The sequence below is a fragment of the Mycobacterium sp. 5-140-3-2 genome (assembly GCF_035666375.1).
Lineage (GTDB): Bacteria > Actinomycetota > Actinomycetes > Mycobacteriales > Mycobacteriaceae > Mycobacterium > Mycobacterium intracellulare.
Map to the genome: position 1 here is coordinate 793,225 of NZ_CP142025.1, position 26,188 is coordinate 819,412.

The 26,188-nt window shown below is 65.3% G+C and carries 27 protein-coding genes; 20 read left to right on the forward strand and 7 right to left on the reverse strand.

The window, feature by feature from the left end; genetic code table 11:
* Positions 1 to 185: 185 nt before the first annotated feature.
* The 10 genes from P6281_RS04050 (at position 186) to P6281_RS04095 (ending at position 12,907) form a co-directional block, all read left to right on the forward strand.
* On the forward strand, positions 186 to 1,763 hold the full coding sequence (locus tag P6281_RS04050) for an aldehyde dehydrogenase family protein (protein WP_201406289.1): 1,578 nt from the start codon (positions 186 to 188) through the stop codon (positions 1,761 to 1,763).
* Positions 1,760 to 2,965, forward strand: a complete 1,206-nt coding sequence (locus tag P6281_RS04055; RefSeq protein ID WP_009951816.1) for a CaiB/BaiF CoA transferase family protein — start codon at positions 1,760 to 1,762, stop codon at positions 2,963 to 2,965. The genes P6281_RS04050 and P6281_RS04055 overlap by 4 nt, the downstream gene beginning before the upstream one ends.
* Positions 2,966 to 3,337: 372 nt before the next feature.
* Entirely contained in the window at positions 3,338 to 4,144 is an 807-nt protein-coding gene (locus P6281_RS04060; RefSeq protein WP_014381835.1) for an MlaE family ABC transporter permease, read from the forward strand.
* Between the two features lie 40 nt (positions 4,145 to 4,184).
* Positions 4,185 to 5,030, forward strand: coding sequence for an MlaE family ABC transporter permease (locus tag P6281_RS04065; RefSeq protein ID WP_026071391.1), 846 nt, complete (start codon positions 4,185 to 4,187; stop codon positions 5,028 to 5,030).
* Positions 5,031 to 5,159: 129 nt separating this feature from the next.
* Positions 5,160 to 6,323, forward strand: coding sequence for an MCE family protein (locus P6281_RS04070; protein ID WP_308440615.1), 1,164 nt, complete (start codon positions 5,160 to 5,162; stop codon positions 6,321 to 6,323).
* Positions 6,320 to 7,342: an MCE family protein gene (locus P6281_RS04075; RefSeq protein WP_009951820.1), complete on the forward strand. Its 1,023-nt coding sequence runs from the start codon at positions 6,320 to 6,322 to the stop codon at positions 7,340 to 7,342. The genes P6281_RS04070 and P6281_RS04075 overlap by 4 nt, the downstream gene beginning before the upstream one ends.
* Positions 7,342 to 8,460 (forward strand): MCE family protein, encoded by a 1,119-nt coding sequence (locus P6281_RS04080; RefSeq protein ID WP_009951821.1) that lies wholly within the window; start codon positions 7,342 to 7,344, stop codon positions 8,458 to 8,460. Before P6281_RS04075 ends, P6281_RS04080 begins: the two co-directional genes overlap by 1 nt.
* Entirely contained in the window at positions 8,457 to 9,884 is a 1,428-nt protein-coding gene (locus P6281_RS04085; RefSeq protein ID WP_009951822.1) for an MCE family protein, read from the forward strand. Before P6281_RS04080 ends, P6281_RS04085 begins: the two co-directional genes overlap by 4 nt.
* A complete protein-coding gene (locus P6281_RS04090) occupies positions 9,881 to 11,167 on the forward strand; it encodes an MCE family protein (RefSeq protein ID WP_014383869.1) in 1,287 nt (428 codons plus the stop codon). The genes P6281_RS04085 and P6281_RS04090 overlap by 4 nt, the downstream gene beginning before the upstream one ends.
* A complete protein-coding gene (locus P6281_RS04095; RefSeq protein ID WP_014379204.1) occupies positions 11,168 to 12,907 on the forward strand; it encodes an MCE family protein in 1,740 nt (579 codons plus the stop codon).
* A gap of 45 nt (positions 12,908 to 12,952) precedes the next feature.
* Here P6281_RS04095 and P6281_RS04100 read toward each other — a convergent pair whose 3' ends face one another.
* The 3 genes from P6281_RS04100 to P6281_RS04110 all read right to left on the reverse strand — a co-directional run bounded on the left by P6281_RS04100 (position 12,953) and on the right by P6281_RS04110 (position 15,014).
* Positions 12,953 to 13,474 carry a hypothetical protein gene (locus P6281_RS04100; protein ID WP_014379205.1) on the reverse strand — a complete coding sequence of 174 codons (522 nt, stop codon included), beginning with the start codon at positions 13,472 to 13,474 and terminating at the stop codon, positions 12,953 to 12,955.
* A gap of 131 nt (positions 13,475 to 13,605) precedes the next feature.
* Positions 13,606 to 14,223: a hypothetical protein gene (locus P6281_RS04105; protein WP_064893241.1), complete on the reverse strand. Its 618-nt coding sequence runs from the start codon at positions 14,221 to 14,223 to the stop codon at positions 13,606 to 13,608.
* The gene (locus P6281_RS04110; RefSeq protein ID WP_201408023.1) at positions 14,220 to 15,014 is read right to left on the reverse strand and encodes a hypothetical protein; all 795 of its coding nucleotides are present in this window, start codon (positions 15,012 to 15,014) and stop codon (positions 14,220 to 14,222) included. The genes P6281_RS04105 and P6281_RS04110 overlap by 4 nt, the downstream gene beginning before the upstream one ends.
* Before the next feature lie 212 nt (positions 15,015 to 15,226).
* Here P6281_RS04110 and P6281_RS04115 point away from each other — a divergent pair, with 212 nt between their 5' ends.
* Positions 15,227 to 15,616: a hypothetical protein gene (locus P6281_RS04115; RefSeq protein ID WP_014379207.1), complete on the forward strand. Its 390-nt coding sequence runs from the start codon at positions 15,227 to 15,229 to the stop codon at positions 15,614 to 15,616.
* A gap of 5 nt (positions 15,617 to 15,621) precedes the next feature.
* Here P6281_RS04115 and P6281_RS04120 read toward each other — a convergent pair whose 3' ends face one another.
* Complete coding sequence (locus tag P6281_RS04120) at positions 15,622 to 16,224, reverse strand: TetR/AcrR family transcriptional regulator (protein WP_009951830.1); 603 nt, start codon at positions 16,222 to 16,224, stop codon at positions 15,622 to 15,624.
* A gap of 101 nt (positions 16,225 to 16,325) precedes the next feature.
* On the opposite strand from P6281_RS04120, the gene P6281_RS04125 reads away from it, so the two are divergent.
* Genes P6281_RS04125 through P6281_RS04140 form a run of 4 tightly spaced genes read left to right on the forward strand, consistent with a single transcriptional unit; the run spans position 16,326 to position 18,794 of the window.
* Positions 16,326 to 17,111 carry a hypothetical protein gene (locus P6281_RS04125; protein ID WP_201358341.1) on the forward strand — a complete coding sequence of 262 codons (786 nt, stop codon included), beginning with the start codon at positions 16,326 to 16,328 and terminating at the stop codon, positions 17,109 to 17,111.
* Positions 17,108 to 17,923, forward strand: coding sequence for a hypothetical protein (locus P6281_RS04130; RefSeq protein ID WP_201358343.1), 816 nt, complete (start codon positions 17,108 to 17,110; stop codon positions 17,921 to 17,923). The genes P6281_RS04125 and P6281_RS04130 overlap by 4 nt, the downstream gene beginning before the upstream one ends.
* Entirely contained in the window at positions 17,920 to 18,510 is a 591-nt protein-coding gene (locus P6281_RS04135) for a cytochrome c oxidase subunit 3 (RefSeq protein ID WP_009951833.1), read from the forward strand. Before P6281_RS04130 ends, P6281_RS04135 begins: the two co-directional genes overlap by 4 nt.
* The gene (locus tag P6281_RS04140; protein ID WP_029383847.1) at positions 18,510 to 18,794 is read left to right on the forward strand and encodes a cytochrome C oxidase subunit IV family protein; all 285 of its coding nucleotides are present in this window, start codon (positions 18,510 to 18,512) and stop codon (positions 18,792 to 18,794) included. Before P6281_RS04135 ends, P6281_RS04140 begins: the two co-directional genes overlap by 1 nt.
* Position 18,795: 1 nt before the next feature.
* Here the strand turns inward: P6281_RS04140 and P6281_RS04145 are convergent, their stop codons facing one another.
* Complete coding sequence (locus P6281_RS04145; protein WP_009951837.1) at positions 18,796 to 20,091, reverse strand: cytochrome P450; 1,296 nt, start codon at positions 20,089 to 20,091, stop codon at positions 18,796 to 18,798.
* Positions 20,092 to 20,285: 194 nt separating this feature from the next.
* Here P6281_RS04145 and P6281_RS04150 point away from each other — a divergent pair, with 194 nt between their 5' ends.
* Complete coding sequence (locus tag P6281_RS04150; RefSeq protein WP_014379211.1) at positions 20,286 to 20,987, forward strand: TetR/AcrR family transcriptional regulator; 702 nt, start codon at positions 20,286 to 20,288, stop codon at positions 20,985 to 20,987.
* Here the strand turns inward: P6281_RS04150 and P6281_RS04155 are convergent.
* Together P6281_RS04155 and P6281_RS04160 are read right to left on the reverse strand one after the other, a co-directional pair.
* Positions 20,903 to 21,268 carry a hypothetical protein gene (locus P6281_RS04155; protein WP_009951839.1) on the reverse strand — a complete coding sequence of 122 codons (366 nt, stop codon included), beginning with the start codon at positions 21,266 to 21,268 and terminating at the stop codon, positions 20,903 to 20,905. The two genes, P6281_RS04150 and P6281_RS04155, sit on opposite strands and share 85 nt — an antisense overlap.
* 71 nt (positions 21,269 to 21,339) lie before the next feature.
* Positions 21,340 to 22,095 carry an enoyl-CoA hydratase/isomerase family protein gene (locus tag P6281_RS04160; RefSeq protein WP_014379212.1) on the reverse strand — a complete coding sequence of 252 codons (756 nt, stop codon included), beginning with the start codon at positions 22,093 to 22,095 and terminating at the stop codon, positions 21,340 to 21,342.
* 107 nt (positions 22,096 to 22,202) lie between these two features.
* On the opposite strand from P6281_RS04160, the gene P6281_RS04165 reads away from it, so the two are divergent.
* From P6281_RS04165 to P6281_RS04180, 4 genes are all read left to right on the forward strand, one after another.
* Positions 22,203 to 22,622, forward strand: a complete 420-nt coding sequence (locus tag P6281_RS04165) for a lipoprotein LpqH (RefSeq protein WP_026071394.1) — start codon at positions 22,203 to 22,205, stop codon at positions 22,620 to 22,622.
* Positions 22,623 to 22,713: 91 nt separating this feature from the next.
* Positions 22,714 to 23,904, forward strand: coding sequence for an amidohydrolase family protein (locus P6281_RS04170; protein ID WP_009951843.1), 1,191 nt, complete (start codon positions 22,714 to 22,716; stop codon positions 23,902 to 23,904).
* A 257-nt stretch (positions 23,905 to 24,161) separates the two neighbouring features.
* Positions 24,162 to 25,565 carry a FadD3 family acyl-CoA ligase gene (locus tag P6281_RS04175; protein WP_014383874.1) on the forward strand — a complete coding sequence of 468 codons (1,404 nt, stop codon included), beginning with the start codon at positions 24,162 to 24,164 and terminating at the stop codon, positions 25,563 to 25,565.
* Complete coding sequence (locus P6281_RS04180) at positions 25,562 to 26,188, forward strand: hypothetical protein (protein WP_014379215.1); 627 nt, start codon at positions 25,562 to 25,564, stop codon at positions 26,186 to 26,188. Before P6281_RS04175 ends, P6281_RS04180 begins: the two co-directional genes overlap by 4 nt.

Below are 26,188 nucleotides of genomic sequence, written 5' to 3' on the forward strand. Positions count from 1 at the left end.
CTACTCTCCACGCGGAGTGGCGTGCAACACGCCCGCGAAACCGCGTTCGGCCTGCGTCGAGAGGGGCTCGGGGGCAACTTCTGGCCGTTTGCGCCGCTGGTCAGCACCTCGATCTCATTCCTGAGACTTTCTTGAATTATCGAAACTCGAATGTAAGATTCGCCGGGGAAGAGAATGAAATTATCGTGATCGTCACCACACCAGGGGGTACCGGCATGCCTGCCCAGGACACGGCAGAACCCGCCGTTGGGTCCACAGCGACCATCGCGGAAGCCGCGCCTGAGCCGGGCCCGGGGTCAGGCGCAGACCGCCGCCTGTTGATCGACGGCCGCCTCGTCGCCGCCGGCAAGACGTTCGCTTCGATCAATCCCGCGACGGGCGCTGTCATCGGGCACGCGCCGGACGCCGGCGCCGAGGAGGCCGAAGCGGCGATCGCGGCGGCGCGTCGCGCGTTCGACAGCACCGACTGGCCCACCGATGTCGAGTTGCGCATTCGCTGCCTCGACCAGCTGCACCGGGCGCTCGTCGAGCACGCCGACGAGTTGCGTGAGCTCACCATCGCCGAGGTCGGCGCCACCCGCGCGCTGACCCAGGGCGCGCAGCTCGACGAGCCGATCGGCATCGTGCGCTTCTACGCGGACCTGCTGCGCACCTATCAGTTCTCCGAGGACCTCGGGGAACGGGAATCGCGGGGCATGCTGCACCACCGCTGGGTGGAAAAGGAAGCCGCCGGGGTGGTCGGCGCCATCATCGCCTACAACTATCCGAACCAGCTCGCGCTCGCCAAGCTGGCGCCGGCGCTTGCCGCGGGATGCACGGTCGTGCTCAAGGGCGCCCCGGACACGCCGCTGGTCACCTTGGCGCTCGGCGAGCTGATCGCCAACCACACCGACATTCCCGCCGGCGTGGTCAACGTGCTCAGTTCGTCGGATCCCGTGTCCGGGGTCGCGCTGACCACCAGCCCGGACGTCGACGTCATCACCTTCACCGGATCGACCGAGGTCGGGCGCAAGATCATGGCCGCCGCCAGCCAGACCGTCAAGCGCGTCTTTTTGGAGCTGGGCGGCAAGTCGGCGGCGATCATGCTCGACGACGCCGACTTCGCCAACGCGGCGCTGTTCGCAGCCTTCAGCATGGTGACCCACGCCGGCCAGGGGTGCGCGCTCACGTCGCGGCTCCTGGTGCCCCGATCGCACCACGACGAAATCGTCGACCTCATCGCGCAGAACTTCGCCAAGGTGAGCCACGGCGACCCGGCCGACCCCAAGACCTACATGGGCCCGCTGATCAACGAACGGCAGCGGGACAAGGTCGACGGCATGGTCCAGCGCGCCGTCGCCGCCGGGGCAACCCTGGTCACGGGCGGCAAGCGGCTCGATCCCGGCTATTTCTATGCGCCGACGCTGCTCACCAACGTCGATCCCGACAGCGAGATCGCCCAGGACGAGGTCTTCGGGCCGGTGCTCGCGGTGATCGCGTTCGACGATGACGACGATGCGGTGCGCATCGCGAACAACTCGATCTACGGCCTGGCGGGCGCGGTGTTCAGCCGCGACCAGGACCGGGCGCTGGCCGTGGCGCGCCGGATCCGGGCCGGATCGTTTTCGATCAACGGCGGCAACTATTTCGGCGCCGACAGCCCGTTCGGGGGCTTCAAGCAGTCGGGCGTCGGCCGCGAGATGGGGGTGGCCGGGTTGGAGGAGTTCCTGGAGCGCAAGACGTTCGCCGTTCCCGCGGTGCCGACCAAGGGGGCGGGCGCGTGAGGCCGCTGGAGGGCATCCGGGTGCTGGAAGTCGCCATGTACGGGTTCGTCCCGTCGGCGGGCGCGGTGCTCGCCGAATGGGGCGCCGACGTGGTCAAGGTCGAGCACGCGGTGACCGGCGACCCGCAGCGCGGGCTGCGCCAGACCGGGATGTTGCGCGTCGAAGGCGATCCCAACCCCAACATCGAGCACGCCAACCGCGGCAAGCGCAGCATCGGGCTGGACATGTCGGTGCCCGAGGGCAAGGAAGTGCTCTACGAGCTGGCCCGTCGCTCCGACGTGTTCCTGACCAGCTTCCTTCCCGCTCATCGGAACAAGTTCGGCATCGACGTCGACGACATTCGTACGGTCAACCCGAACATCATCTACGCCCGCGGCAGCGCACTCGGCCCGCGCGGCGGCGAGGCGGAGAAGGGTGGCTACGACATGACCGCCTTCTGGTGCCGGGCGGGAACCGCGGCGACCATCACCCCCGCCGGGATGCCGGGGATGATCGCCCCGCCCGGACCCGCCTACGGCGACACCATCTCGGGAACCAACCTCGCCGGCGGCATCGCGGCCGCGCTGCTCAAACGTGAGCGCACCGGCGAACCGTCCGTCGTCGACGTGTCACTGCTGGGCAGTGGGCTGTGGTCGATGGGGCACACCGTCGCGCTGACCAAGCATCTGGGGCAGCGGCTCGAAGCGCCCCCGCCCGGCGTGCACGGCGCGCCCAACAATCCGTTGGTGGGGCTGTACACGACGTCCGACGGCCGCTACATCTCCTTTGTGATGATGCAGCCCACCAAGTTCTGGGCTGACGTGTGCCGCCACGTCGACCTGCCGGAGCTGGCCGACGATCCGCGCTTCGCCACGGTGGAGGAGATTGCCGCCAACACGGCGGAAGCGGTGGAGCTTTTGAGCAAGGCCATCGCAACCCGCACCCTGGCCGAGTGGAGCGAACGCTTCGCGACGCTGTCCGGGCCGTGGGCGCCGGTGCAGGACACCCTGCAAGCCGTCGACGACGCGCAGATCCGCTCGAACGAGTACATGGTGCGAGCGGGTGAGCTCGAATTGGTTGCCAACCCGGTACAGTTCGACGTCGCAGCGCCACAGACCGGACCGGCCCCCGGGTTCGCTGAGCAGACCGACGAAATTCTGATGGAACTCGGACTCGATTGGGACCGCATCATCGAGCTCAAGACGGCCGGCGCCGTCACCTAGGACTGGAGTTTGCCTGATGCCGAACATGTTTGTTGCGACCCACCCGTGCCGCGTCGCCGTTCCGGCGTTGCGGAGTCCGATAACGGTTATGCCTTTTTCGCTCCGCCGGGACGGCGCATGAGTCATAATCTCCGGACGCTTCAAGACGTGGGGCCACCCGTTTTGCAGCGCCGACTCCCGCAGCAGAACGGAGGACTGGCGTGACCGAGGTCGCGGCTGTCGTACCGGATGTCGACTCCGAAATGCGGCCGCCCGCTGCGCATTTCGCCATCGGCGGCACGGCTTCGCGGGCGCCGGTTCTGCCGAATCTACCGCAGGCCTTGCGCCGGAACAAGACTGGCAGTCTCGTAATGCCGAAAGGGTGTTGTTCCCATGGCGAATAAAGGGGCTGACCGCTGGTCACCCGGGATCATGTTGGGGCGCGGCTCCAAGCCGGCACAGGCGATCGGTGGGTTGTTCGCGATGTCGGCGGACGCGGTCAAGTTCTTGTTCCAGCGCCCGTTCCAGTGGCGTGAGTTTCTCGAGCAGTCGTGGTTCATCGCGCGGGTCGCGATTGCGCCGACATTGTTGGTGGCCATCCCGTTCACCGTTCTGGTCAGCTTCACCCTGAACATCTTGCTGCGGGAACTCGGTGCCGCGGACCTTTCCGGCGCGGGCGCGGCGTTCGGTGCCGTCACTCAGATCGGCCCCATGGTGACCGTGTTGATCGTGGCCGGCGCCGGCTCCACGGCGATGTGCGCGGACTTGGGGTCGCGAACCATCCGAGAAGAGATCGACGCGATGGAGGTGCTCGGCATCAATCCGGTGCAGCGCCTGGTGACTCCGCGCATGCTGGCCGCGGGGCTGGTGGCCCTGTTGCTGAACAGTCTGGTCGTCATCATCGGCATCGTCGGTGGCTACGCCTTCTCGGTGTTCATTCAAGACGTCAACCCAGGCGCGTTCGCTGCGGGCATCACCTTGCTCACCGGCGTGCCGGAAGTGATCATTTCTTGCGTCAAGGCAGCGCTTTTCGGCCTTATTGCCGGATTGGTCGCGTGCTATCGCGGGTTGACGATCACCGGCGGTGGCGCCAAGGCCGTCGGCAACGCCGTCAACGAAACCGTGGTGTATGCGTTCATGTCCCTGATGGTCGTCAACGTGGTTGTCACCGCCATCGGCATCCGATTTTCGGCCAAGTAGCGGCCAAGTAGTGACGAAGGAGGTGTAAGGACAGATCGTGATAGCCCTACGCGCTACCTACCCGCGTCTGACGCGGCAGCTTGAGAAGCCCGTCAGCACGTTGAGTCGGATCGGCGATCACACGCTGTTCTACGCCAGGGCGCTGGCCGGGGTGCCGTTCGCGACGGCCCACTACCGCCGCGAGATTATTCGCCTCATTGCCGAAATCAGCATGGGGGCGGGCACATTGGCGATGATCGGCGGCACGCTGGGAATCGTCGGCTTCATGACACTCGCCGCCGGTGGCGTGCTGGCCGTCCAGGGCTATAGCTCGCTGGGCAATATCGGCATCGAGGCGCTGACCGGATTCCTATCGGCCTTCATCAACGTGCGGATTGCCGCGCCGATCGTCGCAGGCATCGGTTTGGCGGCCACGTTCGGCGCCGGCGTGACCGCGCAGCTGGGCGCCATGCGGATCAACGAAGAAATCGACGCCCTGGAATCCATGGCTATCCGGCCGGTTTCGTATCTGGTCAGCACCCGGATCGTCGCCGGGATGCTCGCGGTGACCCCGCTCTATTCCATCGCCGTCATCTTGTCGTTCGTGGCCAGTCAGTTCATCACGGTGTTCATGTTCGGTCAGTCAAGCGGTTTGTATCAGCACTACTTCACCACGTTCCTCAACCCCATCGACTTGTTGTGGTCATTCCTGCAAGCCGTTTTGATGGCGCTGACCGTCTTGTTGATCCATACCTACTTCGGTTACTTTGCCTCCGGCGGCCCGGCCGGCGTCGGCGTCGCGACCGGCAACGCGGTGCGCACCTCGCTGGTCGTGGTGGTATCCGTGACGCTGCTGGTCTCGCTGTCGATCTACGGCTCCAACGGCAACTTCAACTTGTCCGGGTAGGGGAGGAGACCTGACGTGACGGACCGCCTCGGACCCGGCCCTATCGACCGTTCGGAAACAGCCAGCAGCGCAGCGCCTGTCGCGGCGTCACCCGGTGGCAACTTCGGCGCGCAATCGTATGCGCGCCCCCTGGCCGGTTTGGCGACCGTCGCCGTGGTCGCCGTGATCGTCGCCGTTGCCGTTGGCCTGTTTCGGGGCTCTTTCACCGAAACCGTGCCGGTGACCGTGATTTCGCAACGAGCCGGCCTGGTCATGAACCCGGACGCCAAGGTCAAGATGCGCGGCGTGCAGGTGGGCAAGGTCGCCTCGATCGACCCGCTGCCCAACGGCCAAGCGGCCATCCACTTGGCGATGGACCCGTCCCAGTTGCACTTCATCCCCGGCAACGTGCTCGTCGACATCGCGTCCTCGACGGTGTTCGGCGCCAAGTCCGTCCTGCTCGTAGAACCGGCCCAACCCTCGGCGCAGCGGCTACACAGCGGCCAGACGCTGCAGGGCCAGCACGTCATGGTCGAAATCAACACGGTGTTCCAGCAACTGGTGTCGGTCCTGAGCCACATCGATCCGCCCAAGCTCAACGAGTCGCTGGGTGCGCTGGCACAGGCGTTCAGTGGGCGGGGTCCACAGCTTGGCCAATCGCTGAGCGACCTGGATTCCTTTCTCGCCAGGCTGGAGCCGAGCCTGCCCGCTTTCCGGCATGACCTCTCGGTCTTACCGGTGGTGTCCAACGCCTACGCCGACGCGGCGCCCGACCTGATGAAGACCGCCTCGAACGCGACGCGGATCAGCAAGACGATCGTCGACGAGCAACGCAACCTGGATGCGTTGCTGATCAGCGCGATCGGCCTGGCCGACATCGGCAACGACGTCTTGTCGACGAACCGTCAACCGCTGACGGACGTGGTGCATCTGCTGGCACCGACCACGGATCTGACCAATGAGTACGCCCCGGCGCTCAACTGTGCTTTCGCCGGGCTCGTACAGATAACGCACGGGGCGCCGTTGTCGGAACCGAGCATCAACATCTCGGCGAGCCTCACGTGGGGCGCCGAACGTTATCGGTATCCGACGAACCTGCCCAAGGTCGCGGCGACGGGCGGCCCGCAATGTGTGGGCCTGCCGAAGCTGCCGTTCAATACCGCCCCGCCGCAGTTGATTGCCGACATCGGCGCCAACCCGGTGAACTACGGAAACCCGCAGCTGTTGCTCAACTTCGACGGGCTGAAGCAGCTGTTGTACGGGCCGATCGCCGGCCCGCCGCGCAACCCCGCCCAGATCGGACAACAGGGATGAGAACGCGCGCAACGCTCATCAAGTTCGCGACCTTTGCGGTCGTGATGGCGGTGCTGACCGCCTTCCTGTTCTTCATCTTCGGCCAGTACCGGACGGGCGCGACGACCGGGTACTCGGCGGTGTTCAACGACGTGTCGCGGCTGAAACCGGGCGAGTCGGTGCGCGTCGCCGGGATTCGCGTCGGCACCGTCGACAGCGTTTCGTTGCGGCCCGACAAAAAAGTCGTGGTGAAGTTCGATGCCGACCGCAACGTCGTCCTCACCGAGGGCAGCAGGGCGGCGGTCCGCTACCTGAACCTGGTGGGCGACCGCTACCTCGAACTGCTCGATGGTCCGGGCTCGCCCAAACGGCTGCCCGCCGGCGGTCAGATTCCCGTCAGCCGCACCGCGCCCGCGCTTGACCTCGACCTCCTCCTCGGCGGACTGAAACCCGTTACGCAGGGGCTGAATCCGCACGATGTCAACGCGTTGACCGCAGGGCTGCTGCAGGTCTTCCAGGGTCAGGGTGGGACGATCGAGTCGCTATTCACTAAGACGACGTCGTTTTCGAACGCCTTGGCCGACAACGATCAAACCGTGCAGCAGCTGATCGACAACCTCAACACGGTGATCGGCACGATCGCCAAGGACGGCAAACAGTTCTCCGGCGCAATCGATCGCCTCGAGCAGCTTGTCAGCGGGCTGTCGAATGACCGCGACACGATCGGGTCCGCGATTGACGCCCTGGACAGGGGAACCGCCTCGCTGGCGGACCTGCTTGCCGAGGCTCGCCCGCCGCTGTCGGGGACCATCGCTCAGCTGAATCGACTGGCACCCATTCTCGACAACGACAAGGACCGCATCGACACCGCAATTCAGAAGGCGCCCAGGAACTACCGCAAGCTGGTTCGACTCGGCGTGAACGGCGCCACCATCCCGTACTACATCTGCCAGTTCGGGCTCCGCGGTACGGATCTCAACGGCAAGACCGTGCGCGCCAATATCTTCAGGTCAGATGCAGGAAGGTGCACGGAACCCTAATGCTCAAGTATCGCGGAGCCGGGCTGGTCAAAGCCGGACTCATCGGCACCGTCCTGGCGGTGATGGTCATCCTGGTGGGGCTGTCGCCCGACCGATTCGTCGCATGGGCGACGATGGTCAGGTACCAGGCGCTGTTCACCGAAGCCGGGGGCCTTGCGGCGGGCAACCCCGTCATCGTGTCGGGGATGAAGGTCGGCACGGTGTCGGATGTGAAGCTGCGCCATGGCGATGCGCTGGTGACGTTCGCGATGAAGGGCAACGTCCTGCTCGGCTCGGAGACCTCCGCGCACATCCGCACGGGCACGCTGCTGGGCGAGCGGATGCTCGCTGTGGAGTCCGCCGGCAGCGGCACGATGCACCCGATGGCCCTCATCCCCGTCTCGCGCACGTCCTCGCCGTATTCGTTGACCGAAGCGGTCAGCGACCTGACCACCGACACCGCGGGAACCAATACCGCGGCGCTGAATCAGTCGCTGGACACGCTGGCGGCGACGCTGGATCAGATTGCGCCCCAAATGGGCCCGGCCTTCGACGCGCTCACTCGGTTATCGCGCACCCTCAACAGTCGCAACAAGAACCTGGGAGACCTTTTCAAGAGCGCCGGCGACGTCACCGGGGTTCTTTCCGAACGCAGCCAGCAGGTCAACAAGCTCATCCTCAATTCCGACTCCCTGCTCCAAGTCCTGGTGGCGCGGCGTCAAGAGATCGTCGACCTGCTGGCCAACACGTCGGCGGTGGCCAAGCAGCTGACGGCATTGGTGCACGACAACGAAAGCACGTTGGCGCCGACGCTGGAGAGACTGAATTCGGTGACCGCGATGCTGGAAAAGAACCGCGACAACATCGCCAAGTCGCTGGCGGGCCTCAAGAAATTTCAGATCACGGTCGGTGAGGCCATCGCCGGTATGTACGCCTACCAGGCGTTCGCCCCGAACTTCCTTATCCCGCAACTCTTCCAGGAGTTGTTCGACTACCTCTGGGGATTCCGCACCTTCGATACGTCGAAGGGTCCCGGCTTCCCATCGCCGGTGCCTCGGGCGCTGACCCCCTGGCCCTACAACTCCATTCCAATGTGCCCTGGCTGCACGTTGGGCGGACGGGTCGGAGGGTCACAGTGACCTCCTGGACCTCTCGGATCCCGCGCAAGCGGCTCGCGGCCGTGACGGCGGTTGCCTTGGTCGGGCTCCTGCTTGCCGGAGCCGCCGTGGTCGTCCGCAATACGTTCTTCGGGCAGAAGACGATCACGGCCTATTTCACCACCGCCACCGCAATCTATCCCCACGACGAGGTGCGGGTTTCGGGTGTCAAAGTCGGCACCATCAAATCCATTCAGCCGCAGGGCACCCAGGCCAAGATGATCCTCAAGGTCGACCATGACGTGCCGATTCCGGCGGACGCGAAGGCGGTGATCGTCGCCTCGAACCTGGTGTCCGCCCGCTACGTTCAGCTCGCCCCGGCCTATCGAGACAGCGGGCCGGTCATGCGGGACGGCGCGGTCATACCGGTCGAACGGACCGCCGTGCCGGTCGAGTGGGACGAGGTCAAAACCCAGTTGATGCGGCTGGCAACGGATTTGGGACCCAAAAGCGGGGTATCGGGCACATCCGTCGGCCGGTTCATCGACAGCGCCGCCAACGCCCTCGACGGCAACGGCGACAAGCTGCGGCAAACGCTCGGTCAGCTCTCGGGCGTCGGCCGGATCCTCGCCAACGGCAGCGGCAACATCGTCGACATCATCAAAAACCTGCAGACGTTCATCGGCGCGCTGCGCGACAGCAACGTGCAGATCGAGCAGTTCAACGGTCGCCTGGCCACGCTCACAAGCGTCGTCAACGACAGCAAATCCGACCTGGACGCGGCGCTGACCGATCTGTCGACGGCGGTCGGCGAGGTACAGCGCTTCATCGCCGGCACGCGCAACCAGACCAGCGAACAGATCGCCCGATTGGCCGACGTCACGCAGAACCTGGTCGATCACCACCTGGACCTGGAGAACATCCTGCACGCAGCGCCGAACGCGTTCGGCAACTTCTTCAACGACTACAACGCCGACACCGGAACCATCGTCGGAGGATTCGGGCTCATGAACATGTCGAATCCCACATGGGGCGGTCAGGTTCTGTTATCCGTACCCGGCTGCACACAAATCGGCGCCATCGGGAACATCACCTCGGTCGAAACGGGCAAGCTCTGCTCCCTGTTCATTGGTCCTGGATTGCGGCAGACCAGCTGGAATAACTCGCCCCTTCCGCTAAACCCGTTCATATCCAAGTCGATTGACCCGGCGAGGGTTCTCTACACCGAACCGCGCCTGGCACCCGGCGGGGAGGGCCCGAAGCCCACGGCACCCGAGATCCCGCCCGCGGTATCGGCCTACACCGGCCTGCCGGGTGACCCGGTGGGACCGCCGGGGGCGGTGCCACCGGCGCGGATACCGGGCGCGGCGATGCCGCTGCCGCCCCCACCGTCGACACCGGCGCCACCACCGCCGGCGCCGAGTGCCTCGGAGATGCTGTTGCCGACAGACGGGCCGCAACAATGATCGCCCGGGTGGCGGCACGGCGGGTGTTCACCGTCGGCTGTTGCGTGGTGTTGACGGCGACGGGATGCGCGTTCCACGGCCTGAATTCACTACCCCTGCCGGGCGCGGTCGGACGCGGGCCGGGGGCCAACATCTACCACGTCGAACTCCCCAATGTCGGTACGATGGAGTCGAATTCGCCGGTGATGATCAACGACGTCGTGGTCGGCAGTGTCGGCACGATGAGGGTGCATGGCTGGCACGCCGACGTCGAGATCTCCGTCAAGCGCGACGTGGTGGTCCCGGCCAATGTGGTGGCCACCGTCGGTCAGACCAGCCTGCTGGGCTCGATGCATGTGGAGCTCAATACCCCGCTGGGCCAGCAGGGCAGCGGACGGCTGCAGCCGGGCGCCACCATCCCGCTGAGCCGGTCCTCGGCCTACCCGTCGACCGAGCAGACGCTGTCATCGCTGGGCGCGGTCGTCAACGGCGGTGGACTGGGTCAGATCGGGGAGGTCATCCACAATTTCTCGGCCGCCCTGTCCGGGCACGAGGGTGCGGTGCGTGATCTGATCACCCGCCTGGACACGTTCGTGGGAACTCTGGACGACCAGCAGGACAACATCATTGCCTCCATCCAGGCGCTGAATCGGCTGTCGGCCACCTTCGCCGACCAGCGCGACGTTGTCACCGACGCGCTGCGCAAGATACCGCCGGCGCTCGAGGTGTTGATCAAGGAGCGGCCGCGTCTGACGGCGGCGCTGGATCACCTCCGCGTGTTCAGCAACACCGCCAACCGGCTGGTCAACGACGCCCAGGCCGACCTGGTGAGGAACCTCAAAAACTTGGAGCCGACCATCAAAGCGCTCGCCGACGTCGGACCGGATTTCGGCGCGGCCATCGCGGCGTCGTTCGTGTTCCCGTTCACCCAGAACTTCGTCGACCGAGCCGTCCGAGGCGACTTCTTCAACCTGCATTTCGATTTCGACCTGACGATCCCAAGGCTCAAGAAGGGATTGTTCCTGGGAACCCACTGGGGGCAACTCGATATGCCGGTGCCGCCGGTGCCCGGGGATCCGTATCGCATGAATTACACGCTCGATCCCTTGCATAACCCGCTGAGGCCACCGTGGGTCGATCCCGACGCGTTGCCGTTGCCCCCGCCACCGCCGGGTGCGGTGCCGGGACCGGGGAACTATGGACCTCGTCCGGGGCCTGCTCCGGCTGAGGCGCCGATGCCTGACGCGAATCTGGGTCAAACGCCACCGCCGGCGGAGGCACCTTCGACGGGAGCGGGTGGATAGATGCTGACGCGCTTCGTTCGTATTCAGCTGGGGATTTTTTTGGTCGCCGGGATCATCGGCGTGGTCGCGATGGTGCTCTTCTACATTCAGGCGCCGACCCTGCTCGGCATCGGCCGGATGACGGTGACGCTGGAGTTGCCGGCCACCGGCGGGCTGTACCGGTTTTCCAACGTGACCTACCGCGGTGTTCAGCTCGGCAAGGTCACCGCGGTGGGTTTGACGCCGACGGGCGCGAAAGCGACGCTGTCGCTGAGCACTTCACCAAAAGTCCCCGCGGACCTGACCGCCGAGGTGCTCAGTGTCTCCGCGGTGGGTGAGCAGTACGTGGACCTGCGGCCCAAAACCAATTCGCCGCCCTACCTGCACGACGGCTCGGTAATCTCCGTGCGCGACACCACGATTCCGCAGCCGGTCGCCCCGATGCTCGAGCAGGTCAATGCCATGGTTCAAAGCATCCCGAAGGCCAAACTCGGCCAATTGCTCGACGAGTCCTTCGAGGGCTTCAACGGCACCGGTTACGACCTGGGCTCACTGATCGATTCCTCGAAGACCCTGTCGCGCGACGCCAACGGCGTCGTCGATCGCACCCGGGCCCTCACCGAAGACACCGGGCCGCTGCTGGATACCCAGGCGCACACCACCGACTCGATCAGAACGTGGGCGCGCAGCTTCGCCGGCATCTCGGATGTGTTGGTGAACAACGATTCCCACTTCCGGACCATCCTGGAGAAGGGTCCGGACACCGCGAACGAAGCATCCCGGCTTCTCGAACAGATCAAGCCGACGCTGCCGGTGTTGCTCGCCAACCTGACCACCATCGGGCAGATCGGCATCACCTACCACCCCTCGATCGAGCAGCTGCTGGTGCTGCTGCCCTCGGGGGTCGCAATCGAGCAGGCCGCTACGGGTGAAAACCACCCCGACGGTAGGGCTTACGGCGACTTCGCGGCCACGGTCGACGATCCGCCGATCTGCACCGTCGGCTTCATGCCGCCCAACACCTGGCGATCCCCGGACGACCTCAGCGACATCGACACACCGGACGGGTTGTATTGCAAACTCCCGCAGGATTCGCCGATCGCGGTTCGCGGTGCCCGCAACTATCCCTGCATGGGTCACCCGGGGAAGCGCGCGCCCACCGTCGAAATCTGCAACAGCGACAAGCCGTACATGCCGCTGGCGATGCGCCAACACACCACGGGGCCCTACCCATTGGATCCGAACCTGATTTCCCAGGGCGTCCCGCCCGATGACCGGATTACCGTCAACGACAGGATCTTCGGCCCGGTCGAGGGCACGCCGCTGCCCCCGGGGGCGGTGCCTCGCGGCGACGCGGCGGGGCCGCGGGGAGAAAATCCACCGCCGGGCACGGCGGGGGCAGCTGTGCCCCCCATGCCGTCGTCGGGACCAACGCTGGCGCCGATGACGAGAATGTCGGCTGACATCCCGGCTTTTGCGCCGCTCGATGTCGCTGCCCCGGGCGAGCTTCCGACGCCACCGCCGCCACCACCGGTGCCCGCACTAGCGCCTGCACCGCTGGATCAGGTCGACGGTGGACAGCCCCAGGCCGCGCCAAGCTCGTTCGGCGCCAACACATCTAAGCCCGCGCCCTCGGTCGTGGTGGCGAAGTACGATCCGCACACCGGTCGTTATGTCGGGCCGGACGGAAAGTTGTACCAGCAGTCGGATCTCGTCGCTCAGAAGGCGCCCAAGACGTGGAAGGACATGCTCCCCACCTGAATCCACCCGGAGGCGAAGCGCGGGAACGACGTTATGGCCGCCCGGTCAGGACAGCTGGTCCAGGCGCAACGGCATCGCAACATCAAGCCACTGGTTCTGCCCGCAGGCACCGCTGGGGCCGACCGTCTTGTCCTTGCCCGAGAAGACTCGAGACCCGAGTTGCCATCCGCCGTTGTCGTTTACGGGGTAGAAAAAGTAGGTCTGCACTCCGGTGAATGTGGTGCCGTCTTCACACCGTTCCCAGTTCGGCACTTCGCGTCTCACCTTCCACATCTCCCCATCGTTCATGTACAGGGGGGCGGTCCAACCCTGGTCGCTCGTCACCTGGCCATGGCATTCCTGGGTTGAGTCGCACGTGGAAGTGATGGTCCATACCTGGTAGACCGTCGGCTCACCCTTGTACTGATCGTTGGTCTGGGCATAATCGCCAATGGACGTGGCCCGGAAAGTTCCGTTGATCGCCACGTCTTCTTTGGTTATTGCCCGGGCCGTGGGGGCAGCGCTCAAACCGCCGAATGCAGTGGCGGCCACCAGCGTTGCGGTGGTGAGTGTTTTGACTGAACGCATCAGGTGCTCCTCGAAGCGCGTAATCCGAGAGTGCCTGTGGCACCTTTCCGCCGTCGGTTGCGGCGTCCTCGAGCGATGACGTTACACCGCTTCGGTCGGCCCGGTAACGGTTAGGACAAGATCCGCTGGGCTCACCCGGCCGGGTCGAATTTCGAGATCAGCCAGGAACCGTCGACTTTTGTCATCGTGACCAGGATGCTGCTCTGCGTCTTCTCGGGATCTTTCTTTTTCACGCTTGCCGTGGTCTGGTCGATGAAAACCAGCACGGTGGCCGAATTGGGATGCAATTCCGAGACCGCGGCCCGAATCACCTTGGCGCTGGCCGTCAGTTGCCCCTTCTGCGCCGTCGGCGCCACCACCTCCTCGGCGAATTTGCTGTAGTAGGTGAGAAAGTCGCCGGTGAGATGGGACTTCGCGTTGTTGAAATCGCGGTTCAAATGCTCGTACGAATACGACAACGCCGCCGTGGCACCATCCGACGCCGCCTGGATTGCCCGGCGCGCCGCCGCGTCGCCGACCTGCTGATCGGGCCGATACAGAAAGAAGTACACGCCGGCAGCGACTCCCACCGCGGCAATGACCAACGTCGTCGCGACCATCGAACGCCACCGTGCCAAATACCGGTGCGCGCGACGCCGAATCGCTGCCAGCCGACCCGAGCGTGCCGCACCCTCGCCGGCGGGTGAAGTCTCCGCGTCGTCAACCGGCTTGGCGGTGCCGTTCGGCGACGAGCCATGTTCCTCGGTCATCGCAAGAAATCAACTTTCGACATCTTGAGTTGGCCGTCGTCGCGGTCCATGTTGACGCTGAGCCGAAACAAGGCCGGTGGCGGTTTGGCGTTATCCGGTCCGGTGGGAATGGTTTTCGCCGCCACCAGCACGACGCCGGAATTGTCGCTCAGCGACTCGACGGCGACGGCTTCGATGGTGACCTTGGTGCCGACCTTCGTTTCCTGGGCCTTGTTGACGATCAGGGGCGACAGCACAGATAGCTGGTTCTTCTGGTCGCCCGTCGAGGCATCGATCGAGCGCTGAACATCCTCCCGGGCATGATCGGGGTCAATCGACATCAGTGCCGTGACCCCTTGCCGGGCGGCCGCACTGAACTCCGCGGCGAGGTGGTGGTTATGCACCGCGATGCGGTGCTGCCACAGCATGTAGCCGCTCGCGGCGAGCGACGTGAAGGCGAGCACGATGCCGACGCCGGCGGCTATCGTTTTCCGCCCTGGGCGCCGGAGCCACCCCGGACGTCGAAGCCGCCCCAACCGTAGCCGTTTCCGGGTCCACTTGGCGGGGCGCTGCTCGGCATCTTCGCTGTCGTCCGCGCCCGCGGTTTCGGTTGCCCCGCGCAGCTTCAGCAGGCGTGCCAGGGCCGCCTCGGCGCGCGCTTCGGCCTTGGCAACTTCGTCTTCTACGTCCGATTCTGAGGGGGCCGCTACGTCGTCGCTGTCGGCCCCTGCGCCCGACTGTGGTGCGTCAGGATCGACTGCGTCCCTCGGGTCATTACGATCGTCGACGTTAGGTCCCTCCGGGTCGTGCACGGAGAAGCAGCTTATCACTGGAACCTGGGCTCAACGCCGTCGCCGGACGGCCGCCTTCATGGCTCTTACGTGCGGAAATGCGCGCTGGCCGGGGGACGGGGCTTCCATGTGTTCGGGAGGGCCCGGCGCCACCACCGTTCGGTAATGGAGATCTTCTCCAACCAGGAGAATTTTCTTTTCAGGTGTGGCAGAGTAATCGGGTGCGATCAATCGTGCCTCTGGTTGCCGCGTTGCTGGGCGCCGGTGTGGTGGCGGCGCCGCCAGCCTCGGCAGGACCGACCGTCTGCGACTACCCCGCCTGCACCCCGGGCATCATGCCCCATCAGGTTCTCGGCGCGCCGTGTGACAACACCACCTACTACGCCTTCGGTGTCGCCGACGGCTACGTCTCCTTCGCCTCGGAACCCGGACGGTTGATGTTCTGCGGGTCGCCAAGGCGATACCAGCCTCGATGGTTCCGCTCCCCGCCCATGGCTGGGGTCAAGGAAGAAAACGCCGACTGCACGAACTATCTGAACTATGTCGCGCAGGCGCCCGATGGCCTGTTCCTGATCTGTATTGCTCACGACGGCATATCGAGCTGGGTCCGCGCCGACACGTAGCTTCGTCAGTCGCGGGTCTGCCGAGGCAGACCCAGCAGTCGGCGGCTCAGATCGGTAACCCGGTCGAGCAGTGTGTCGTCGTCGATGTCGGCGACCAGCGGATGCATGACCGCGGTGCTCAGCGCGCCGGAGAACATCGCCGCCTCGATCCGGCCGTCGAGGCCCGCATCGCTCAGTAGCACCCGGTACAGGCGGTCCATGAAAAGCTGAAACGGCTTGTGCTCGGCCAGCAGCCGGACGACGACGGGGTCGAATTGCAGCGTGCGCACCAACCGGCGGTCGCGAACGGCCATCTCAATGACGCCCACCAGCAAGGCATCTCGTGCTTGAGGGCCGTCGTCGTAGGCTTCGGCCGCCTCGAGCGCGGGCGCGAGGCGGCCGAGTTCGCGCTCGGTCACGGCGATGACGATCTGCTCTTTGGTGCGGAACTGATGGTAGACAGCAGCTTTCGTGATGCCGACGGCGTCGGCGATCATCTGCAGCGACGTACCGCTGACCCCGTGGGTGGCGATCAGGTCCAAGGCGGCGTCGAGCACGCGCGTCCGGGCCGCGCTGTGCGCGATCAGCCAGAATTGCTCTCCGGCGACCGGCTGGCGTGCTGTTCCCACGCACCGAGACTAGACGACGCTATTGACCGAGGCTAGCCGATCGGCTAGCTTCGCTCACGAGCCGAGCTCGTGCGGTGATCTCGTGCGGGGAAGGAGTATCGATGTCCGACGTCGGACGAAACGATGCAGGCCGTCGCCGGCTTGCGCGCACCGCGCCCCGGCGGACGGACGGCGAGGTGATCCTGCTCTGGACGTTGCCGGTGGCGCTGATCCTGTGGATCGCCTCCTTCTTCCTGTTTCCCGGCTTCAACCCGCCGATGTCGCCCACCATGCCGGCGGATCAGGTTGCCGCGTTCTATCGCGATCCGGCCCACCTCCCAGAGATCCGCTACAGCATGATCCTGTTCAACTGGTTCGGCGTGTGCCTGGTCCCGATCCTGGCCCTGATCGTGCTGCAGATCCGCCGCATGGCGCATCGGACGCCGATCTTCTCGTACGCGATGCTGGGTTGCGCGGCCGGCGGTCCGACACTGTTTCTCGTCGCCAACGTCTGCTGGTTACTGGCCGCTTTTCGCCCGGAACGCAGCCCGGCGCTGACCCAGCTGCTCAACGACCTGGGCTGGATGACCTTCACCATCCTCGTCCCGTTCCTGATCGGCCAAAGCGTAATCCTGGCCTTGGCAATCTATTTCGACGATCAGCCGCGTCCGGTATTCCGCCACTGGGTGGCCCACTTCAATCTCGTGGTGGCGGCCGCGCTGGTTCCCGCCGCTTTCGTCGGCGTGTCGTTGACCGGCCCGCTGGCCTGGGACGGGCTCTTGTCCTTCTGGGTCAAAAACGTGGCGATCGCCGTCTGGATCGTCGTGACGGGCGTGGTGTTGGGGCAAGCCGTCTACCGGGAGCGCGCCGAGAACGCCAGGCGCGCAGAGGAACTGGTCGGCGCATGAGCGCGGTGATCACACCGCCGCCCGTTCCGGTCACGCCGCCCGCCGGACCGCTGCACCAGCGATTCGCCTGGCACCTGCGCCACAACCCCAAACGCGAACTCTGGTTGGCGTGGTGGACGCTCGTGGTGTTCTACAACATCTTCTTTCCGATGTTCTTCATCGTGGCCCAAGTCCAGCCGCCGCCGCAGCCCACCTGGGATCTGGCGACGCAAGCCCATTGGTTCTCGGAGCGCCACCTCGGCATACCGTTTGGCTTCGGCGTCATCTTCGCCATCAGCGGCATGATCGCGATCAACAACGCCCTCATCGCGTATTCCATGCGGCGCATGTCCGTCAGTCCCGCGTTCGGCTACAGCTATCTGATCATCTACTCGCTCAGCGCGGTTCCCGGCATGCTGCTGCTCAACATCGCGCTCATCGTGGGGACGCTGCGACCCGAGCGAGACCCCGAAGCGCTGGGCTGGCTCTACGACTTCGCGTTCCTGTCTTTCGACGGGACCATGGGGGTGTTCCTGATCGGATCGCTGATCTGGATGGTCGCGATCCTGCTCGACAGGAATCGCGTGTTCCCCAAGTGGTTCGGCTATCTCAACCTGTGCAACGCGCTGACCGAGGTCGTCGTGGCTCCGTGCTGGATCTTTCGGCGGGGTATCTTGGCCTGGAACGGCCAGATCGCCTGGTGGCTGGACATGGTGGTGTTCGGCATCTACCAGGTCACGTTCATCGTCATGCTGTTCCAGATGATCCGGCGCGAAGACTTCGGCACCGGGCCGCTGCCCGACCGTCCCCGCAAGGAGGCGGCCACACGATGACGGACCTCGCCGATTCGAACAAGCGCGCCGTGCCGGGCCAGCCGGACATGTGGGCCTTCGTGCTGTTCGAAACGCTGGTCTTCACAGCGTATTTCGGGTTCTACTTGTTCTACCGCGCCCACAATCCCGAGCTCTTCTTGCACTCGCAGGCGCAGCTGGATTTGCGGATCGGGGTCTTCAACACGCTCGTCTTGTTGCTGAGCTCCTGGTCGGTGGCGCGCTGCGTCCAGTCGGCCCGGGCCGGCGCCTACCGGGCGGCGCTCAAGGACGTGTACATCACGGCCGCCTTCGCCGCAATGTTCCTCTTTTTCAAGGTGTTGGAGTGGGCCCGGCTGGTCGGCATCGGGCACGGGTTCGACAGCGACGACTTCTTCACCTATTACTTCTTTCTCACCGGTATCCACTTCGTGCACCTGCTGATCGGCTTCGTCGCGCTCGGCGTCATCGTCTACCAAATCCGCAGGGCGGCGCGAAAAGCGCAGGGGCCCGTCCAAGCCCAGCAACTCGTCGAAACCTGCGCTACCTATTGGCACACCGTTGATTTCCTGTGGGTGCTCATCTTTGCGCTGCTGTACGTGGTGAGGTGATCGCAATCAAATTCAACAAGCGGCTGATGTTCGTATGGCTCGTCCTCTCGGCGCTGACGCTGGCCTACCTATGGATAGATCACTCCGCCGGCGGATTGCTGAAGTCCAGCGCGGTGGTGACGTCGAGCGTCATCGTGATCGCACTCATCAAGGTGCGCATCATTTTTCGCGAGTTCATGGAGGTGCGAAACGCTCCGGTCCTGCTGTGCCGACTCACCGATGCGTGGGTGGCGCTGGTCGGCGCCGTCTTGCTCGGCTGTTACTTCGTCGGCATGCAGGTCTGACTCAGGCCACGGGTGCGACGGCGTCGGCGGTCGTGAACGTCAGGTGCAGCTCGCTCAGACCCCGCAGGATGTACGTCGGCTCGTAGGTGTAACGACGCTCGGTGGCCGGCCCGTGGTGGGCCTCGTTGATTTCGATGTGCGGCATGCGATCCAGGATCCGCTCGATCGACACGCGTCCCTCGACGCGGGCCAGGGGGCCACCGGGGCAGGAGTGCACGCCGCGCGCGAACGCCATGTGTTCGCGGACGTTCTTGCGGCGCAGGTCGAACTCGTGCGGGTTGTCGAATCGGCGCGGGTCGCGGTTGGCGGCGCCCGGCAGGATCATGACCACGGTGCCGGCGGGGATGTCGACTCCGCCGATGCTGGTCGACTTGCGGGCCAGGCGTGAGTCGCTCTTCACCGGGCTGTCCATCCGCAGCGACTCCTCGATGAAGCCCGGAATCAGGCTGCGGTCCTCACGCAGCTGCTGCTGGATGTCCGGCCGATCGCCGAGCACCTGCAGGGCGGCACTGAGCAGTTTGGCCGTGGTTTCCTGGCCGGCGGCGAAGAGGAACGTCGCCGAGCGGACGACCTCGATCACCGGGGGCGTCGAGCCGTCCGGGTACTTCGCTTCGGCGAGGAAGGTCAGGACGTCGCCGCGCGGCTCGCGACGCCGATCCTCGATGTAGTGACAAAACTTGTCGTCGAGCCACTCCAGCGGGTTGATGCCGACCGACTCGTGGTCCAGGGCGCCCACCCGCGCGCCAGGACGATCGGCACCCAACACGGTGCGGAACTCCTTGTGGTCCTCCTCCGGCACACCGAGCAGGTCCGCGATCACCAAGGTGGCGAACGGCTTTGAGTATTCGGCGATGAACTCGCACTCACCGAGGCCGAGGAACTCGTCGAGCTGACGGTCGGCGAGGCGCCACATGAACTCCTCGTTCTGCTTGAGTCGGCTCGGGGTCAGCAGCTTGGCGAGCACCGACCGGGCCTTGGTGTGGTCCGGCGGATCCATGGTGACCATGTGCTCGAACATCGGGAACGAACTGCGGTGCGCGTCGATCTGTGCGCTGATGTCGTCGCCTTCGGGGGTGAACGGCAGCGGAGGGAACGGCCCGCCGAGCGCGACGATGTTCGAGAACGTCTCGGGATCCTTGTAGACCTCGCAGGCTTCGTCGTAGCCGGTGATCGCAACGACGCCGTAGTGCGGCAGCCGCAGCACTGGGTTCTGGCTGCGCAGATAGTCGAAGTAAGGGTGCGGATCTGGGACCAGAGACGGATCGGTGAAGAAGTCGATCGACTCGAAGGTGCTCATCGGATTGCGTCTCCCTGGGCTGGGTTTACCGGTGGTATCGGCGGCAAGCGGTACCGCCGCGGTGAATTCGAAATCGGAAATGTGCTGAGCACCTGCTTAGCATGGCGGTAATGTCAGGGTCAAGATCGAGGGTGCCGCGCCACGATACGATCCGTGTGGTCGGCACGGGATGGCACACAGTACGGAGCAGGGACATGACATCTGCCCGCAGGATCGGGGCGCCGGACGCGAAAAATCGCGGGTTGTTGCTCGACGCCGCCGAGCAATTGATGCTCGAAGAGGGCTATGCCGCGGTGACCTCGCGCCGCCTCGCGAACAAGGCGGGGCTGAAGCCTCAGCTCGTGCACTACTACTTCCGCACCATGGAGGAGTTGTTCCTCGAGGTCTTCCGCCGCCGCGCCGAGGAAGCGCTCGACGTGCATGCGCGACTGCTGCAATCGCCGCAGCCGCTGTGGGCGTTGTGGCGGTTCGGCACCGACCCCGCGTTCACCCGGATCTCCATGGAATTCATGGCGCTGGCAAACCACCGCAAGGAGATGCGTGCCGAAATCGCCTATTACGCCCAGCGCCTCCGCGAGGACCAGCGCCAGGCGGTGACGGCCGCGTTGGAGCGGTACGGGGAAGTCAGGGAAGACATGCCGCCGGTGGTGTGGACGGTCCTGATGAGCAGCCTGTCGTGGTTCCTGGTGCTCGAGCAGGCGGTGGGCATTCATGGTGGCCACGCCGAAACCGTGGCACTGGTCGAAAGTTATCTGCGTCGCCTGGAAGGCGAACCGCGCCCCATGGAAGATATCCCGCAAACCTGGGTGGTTCACCAATGCCGCAGCGAGCAGAGCACACCCTTGGGACCGTCCTTGGATACGACGACAGCGCCGTCGACCGCCAAGTCGCAGTGAAGGTTTGGCGTTCCGGGTTCGGTACCGGTGCTTGCCACGACCATCGCATACACGTCGGGTTTTGACAGGTCCAGCTCGTAACTCCACGGCTTGCCCGGTGCGAGGTCGACGTCGACGTGCGGCGTGAACGAGTAAGGGTTGTGGCTGTAGTCGGCGAAAATGGCCGGCTCATGGTCCAGGTAATAGATGCTGGTGTAGATCGGGTTCTGCGTGGAGACCGTGTACTTGACGTGGTGCATGACGAGGTCGTCGGCATGTGCCCGGCCGCTTCCCGCCAGCACACCCGCTGCGACCAAGAGGGAAGCCGACGACAGGACCGACCCGACGCGCATCGCCGTCCTCACTTTGATCGTCATGACGCTCCTCCGGCCGCCGGGCGAGGTTTGCTGTTGCGGGTCATGACCCGTTCCGCAGCCTGCCAGTGCGGGTCGGCAACCCATAACCGTGCAAAGGATGCTATCGCCTCCTCGGGGGAAACTCCGCGGATCACCCGCTTTATCTCGGTCGCCGGGAGGCGGGCGAGCGACCGCGCCACAGAACGCCACCCCTCGTCGGGCGAGTCGAAGACGGCGCGAGGCAACACCTTGTCCACCAGGCCGAGTCGCTCGGCGTCCGCCGCGCTCAGCGCGGTTCCCGAGCCGGCCAACAAGAGTGCCTTGCTCTTTCCGACCAGCGCGGCCAACCGCTCGGCCCCGCCCCACGCGGGCATGATCTCGAGCTGCACCTGGTTGAAGGCGATCTTGATGTCGTCGGCGGCCACCCGGATGTCGGCGGCGACGGCGACCTCGGCACCCCCACCGAAGGCATGACCGTTGAGCGCGGCGACGACGGGAGCGGGGAAGTCCGCCAACTGATCGCAGATGGACCGCATGCGCCGGGCCATCGCCGCCGCGTCTTCTTCGGTCCGCAGCGCGCTCAGTTCCTTGAGGTCACCGCCGGAGACGAAAGCGTGCTCTCCGGCGCCCTTGATCACCAGCGCCTGGGCGCCCGCCGCCGCATCGAGCGCCTTCTCCAGCTGGTCCATGGTGTCCAGGCCGATCGCGTTGCGCGCGTGCGGACGGTCGATGGTGACCACCGCCAGCCCGCCGTCGATCTCCAGGTCCACCATGCGTCATCGCTCCTCGACACCAACCCGATATTGGCATTCTCTTTTCGCGAGAATAACATCATCGCTGCAGGCAAAAGAATTTTCGCTGGGAGGATGGAGGTGACTCGGTGCGGAACCGAACAGTGGCCGCCGGCGCGGTCCTCACCGCTGCCTTGCTCGGGGCATGCACTTCGCATCCACCGACCCACATCTCCAGCACGGCATCAGTGACCGTGAACGGTCACGATCGAACCTTCCACATCGTCAAGTGTGGTCAGGTGCAGTGGACTCGGATGATCGACATCGGCAGCGAATTCTCCGGCGCCAAGGTCGTCGTCGACGAGAACGCGCAGCCGGCGACGACCCAGTCCGTGCGCATCCGGAACGTGGGTGGGTTCAGCGGGATGTACTCGCAGGGCGGCGACGGCAACGCCGACATGAGCATGACCGGCGACAAATTCACCGTCAGCGGCACCGCCAACGGCTACCAGACCGACAAACCCAGTGAACCCGCCGCCGCCACGTTCAAAATCGTCGTGACGTGCTGACATCGCGCCGAACCGGGCTCGGCGGGGCCCACACGTTGCGGTTGGGCACCTGTAGAGAATAGTATTCTCACAAATCAAGAAGGAGGATTCCATGGGCCAGTTGTCCCACAAGGTGGACGTTCCGTTCCCGATCTTCGACGCGGATAACCACCTCTACGAGCCGCCGGAGGCGCTGACCAAGTTCCTGCCTAAGGAGTACAAGGACTACGTCCAGTACGTGCAGGTCAACGGTCGCACCAAGATCGCCATCCGCGGCCAGATCAGCAACTACATTCCCAACCCGACCTTCGAGGTCGTCGCCCGGCCGGGCGCCTGGGAGGAGTACTTCAAGTACGGCAACCCGGACGGCAAGAGCAAGCGTGAGCTGTTCGGCGAGCCGATGCGCGCCATCCCGGCGTTCTTCGAGCCCGGCCCGCGCCTGGAGACGATGAACGAGCTGGGCCTGGACAAGACGCTGATGTTCCCGACGTTGGCCAGCCTCCTGGAGGAGCGTCTGCGTGACGACCCGGTCGCCATCCACGTCCTGGTGCACGCGCTGAACCAGTGGCTGGACGAGGTCTGGGGCTTCAACTACCAGAACCGAATCTTCACCACACCCGTCATCACGTTGCCGATCGTCGAGAAGGCGATCGAGGAGCTGGAGTGGGCGGTCAAGCGTGGCGCTCGCGCCATCCTCATCCGCCCGGCTCCGGTCCCCGGCTTCCGTGGTCCGCGGTCGTTCGCGGTGCCCGAGTTCGACCCGTTCTGGGAGCGGGTCGTCGAGCACGACGTGCTGGTCGGCATGCACTCGTCCGACAGCGGCTACTCCCGGTACACCTCCGAGTGGGACGGTGCCGACCAGGAGATGCTGCCGTTCCAGACCAACGCGATGGGCATCCTCAACGAGTGGCGGCCGATCCAGGACTCGGTGGGGTCGTGGGTGATTCACGGCGCGCTCTACCGGCATCCCAAGCTGAAGGTCGCGATCGTCGAGGCCGGCTCGAAGTGGATGACCCCGCTGCTGGACGGCCTGGCGGAGGTCTTCCGCAAGGCCCCGGAGGCGTTCCCGAGCGACCCGGTCGAGATGGTCAAGAGCCGGATTCACGTCAGCCCGTTCTTCGAGGACGGCATCGACGATCTGGTCAACCTGGTCGGTGTGGACCAGGTGCTCTACGGGTCGGACTGGCCGCACCCGGAGGGGCTGGCGGAGCCGACCTATTACATCGAGGCGCTGTCGCACCTGTCCACTGAAGACCAGGCAAAGATCATGGGCGGCAACCTCGGTCGACTCGTCACGGTGTGAGGCCCGGTCGGCGACGATGCAGAGCGCGCAGCGCGATGAGGAGGAGCTGACCAATCGAGCCCCGGTCGGCGACGATGCAGAGCGCGCAGCGCGATGAGGAGGAGCCGGCCAATCGAGCCCCGGTCGGCGACGATGCAGAGCGCGCAGCGCGATGAGGAGGAGCTGACCAATCGAGCCCCGGTCGGCGACGATGCAGAGCGCGCAGCGCGATGAGGAGGAGCTGACCAATCGAGCCTGAGTGGCGGACCATCCCCGAGATGGTCTTGAGCGCGGCGGACCGCTTCGGCGACGCGGAAGCAGTCGTCGACGGTCCGCTGCGCCTCACCTTCACCGAAGTCGTCGAGCGGATACGCTGTGCCGCAGGCGCTTTCGCGGAACTTGGCATCGACAAGGGCGACCGGGTCGCGATCTGGGCGCCCAACTCGGCCGAGTGGATCATCGCGGCGTTCGGGTTGCTCACGGCCGGCGGCGTGCTTGTCCCGGTCAACACCCGGTTCAAGACCGAGGAAGCCGGCGACATCATCGTCCGCAGCAAGGTGAAGGCCGTCCTGGTCCAAAAGGGCTTTCTGGACCAGGATTACACCGCGCCGGCCGGGACACCGGTCATCGATCTGAAGTCCGACTTCTTGTCCAGCGGTTCGCCCTTCGAGCGGCCGGTCAGCGGCACCGACATCTCCGACATCATCTTCACCTCGGGCACGACGGGCCGCCCCAAGGGGGCGATGCTGAACCACGGCCAAACGCTGCGGATGTACGAGGAGTGGGCGTCGCTTGCGGATCTGCGCGAGGGCGATCGCTACCTGCAGATCAACCCGTACTTCCACACGTTCGGCCTGAAGGCGGGGCTGGTGACGTCCTTCCTGCGCGGCGCGACGATGCTGCCGGTCGCGGTCTTCGACATCGACACCGTGGTGGAACTCATTGAACGCGAACGCATCACGATGCTTCCGGGGCCGCCGACGCTGTACCACTCATTGCTGAGCGTCGGCGACAAGTCCAAGCTGTCGACGCTGCGGGCGGCGGTGACCGGCGCCGCCGACATCCCGGTCGAACTCGTCCGTCGCATCCACGGCGAATTGCCGTTCGAGACGTTGATGACCGGCTACGGACTCACCGAGGCCGGCAACGTGACGCTGTCGCGGCCCGGGGATTCCTTCGAGGATGTCGCCACCACCGCCGGCCTGCCCTGCGACGGAGTCGAGGTGCGCATCGCCGACGACGGCGAAGTGGTGGTCCGCGGCTACGGCGTCATGCAGGGCTACCTCGACGACCCGGCCGCCACGGCCCAGGCGATCGACGCCGAGGGGTGGCTGCACACCGGGGACCTGGGAAGTTTCGACGACGCCGGGCGGCTGCGCATCGTCGGCCGCAAGAAGGACATGTTCATCGTCGGCGGCTTCAACGCCTATCCCGCCGAGATCGAAGGTTTCCTGCTCAACCACCCCGCCGTCGCGCAGGCCGCCGTCATCGGTATCCCCGACGAACGGATGGGCCAGGTGGGCAAGGCGTTCGTGGTCCGCAAGGGCGAGGTCAGCGCCGACGAATTGATCGGCTGGTGCCGCGACCGCATGGCCGGGTTCAAGGTGCCGCGCGCGGTACAGTTCCTTGATTCACTCCCACTCAACGCGACGGGGAAAGTGATGAAGGACCAACTTCGATGAATAACGGCGATATTCATTCGATGGTGATCGCGTCGGACTACCGCGTCCCCGATCCGTCGCGAGTATGGCCGCTGCTGGAACGCAACAAGGCGGCCCTGGCCGACATCGGCGCGCACCACGTGCTCGTCTACACCTCGACCCACGACTACGGCCGGGTCCTGGTGATGATCGGGGTCCACAGCCGTGAGCCGATCGTCGAGCTGCTGCGCTCGCGGGTCTTCTTCGATTGGTTCGACGAAGCCGGTGTCGACGACATCCCCGCGGTGTTCGCCGGCGAGATCATCGACCGGTTCATTGCCCAGCCGCCGCAAACCCCGGCAGCGCCGGGCGTCGTGGTGGCCGCCATCGCGTCGGTCAACGACGTGACCCTGCTGACCTCCGAAGTCAGCACGGCGATCGACAGGTTCACCACGGCCGGCATCCGAAAGACCTGGGTGTTCCAGGCTTTCGACGACGACCACGAGGTGCTGATCCTGCAGGAGTTCCCCGACGAAGAACGCGCGCGAGAGTGGATCGACCACCCGGACGCCGCGGCGCAGTGGATGTCGGGAGCGGGCATCGGCGCCTACCCCCCGCTGTTCGTCGGCCGGTTCTCCGACATGATGCGCATCGAGGCGGACTGA

Bases quoted from the DNA above. Each gene is read 5' to 3' on its own strand.
- P6281_RS04060 (WP_014381835.1), top strand. From the start codon at position 3,338: ATGGCGAATAAAGGGGCTGACCGCTGGTCACCCGGGATCATGTTGGGG.
- P6281_RS04075 (WP_009951820.1), top strand. From the start codon at position 6,320: ATGAGAACGCGCGCAACGCTCATCAAGTTCGCGACCTTTGCGGTCGTG.
- P6281_RS04080 (WP_009951821.1), top strand. From the start codon at position 7,342: ATGCTCAAGTATCGCGGAGCCGGGCTGGTCAAAGCCGGACTCATCGGC.
- P6281_RS04090 (WP_014383869.1), top strand. From the start codon at position 9,881: ATGATCGCCCGGGTGGCGGCACGGCGGGTGTTCACCGTCGGCTGTTGC.
- P6281_RS04095 (WP_014379204.1), top strand. From the start codon at position 11,168: ATGCTGACGCGCTTCGTTCGTATTCAGCTGGGGATTTTTTTGGTCGCC.
- P6281_RS04100 (WP_014379205.1), bottom strand. From the start codon at position 13,474: ATGCGTTCAGTCAAAACACTCACCACCGCAACGCTGGTGGCCGCCACT.
- P6281_RS04105 (WP_064893241.1), bottom strand. From the start codon at position 14,223: ATGACCGAGGAACATGGCTCGTCGCCGAACGGCACCGCCAAGCCGGTT.
- P6281_RS04125 (WP_201358341.1), top strand. From the start codon at position 16,326: ATGTCCGACGTCGGACGAAACGATGCAGGCCGTCGCCGGCTTGCGCGC.
- P6281_RS04130 (WP_201358343.1), top strand. From the start codon at position 17,108: ATGAGCGCGGTGATCACACCGCCGCCCGTTCCGGTCACGCCGCCCGCC.
- P6281_RS04135 (WP_009951833.1), top strand. From the start codon at position 17,920: ATGACGGACCTCGCCGATTCGAACAAGCGCGCCGTGCCGGGCCAGCCG.
- P6281_RS04145 (WP_009951837.1), bottom strand. From the start codon at position 20,091: ATGAGCACCTTCGAGTCGATCGACTTCTTCACCGATCCGTCTCTGGTC.
- P6281_RS04150 (WP_014379211.1), top strand. From the start codon at position 20,286: ATGACATCTGCCCGCAGGATCGGGGCGCCGGACGCGAAAAATCGCGGG.
- P6281_RS04160 (WP_014379212.1), bottom strand. From the start codon at position 22,095: ATGGTGGACCTGGAGATCGACGGCGGGCTGGCGGTGGTCACCATCGAC.
- P6281_RS04170 (WP_009951843.1), top strand. From the start codon at position 22,714: ATGGGCCAGTTGTCCCACAAGGTGGACGTTCCGTTCCCGATCTTCGAC.
- P6281_RS04175 (WP_014383874.1), top strand. From the start codon at position 24,162: ATGGTCTTGAGCGCGGCGGACCGCTTCGGCGACGCGGAAGCAGTCGTC.
- P6281_RS04180 (WP_014379215.1), top strand. From the start codon at position 25,562: ATGAATAACGGCGATATTCATTCGATGGTGATCGCGTCGGACTACCGC.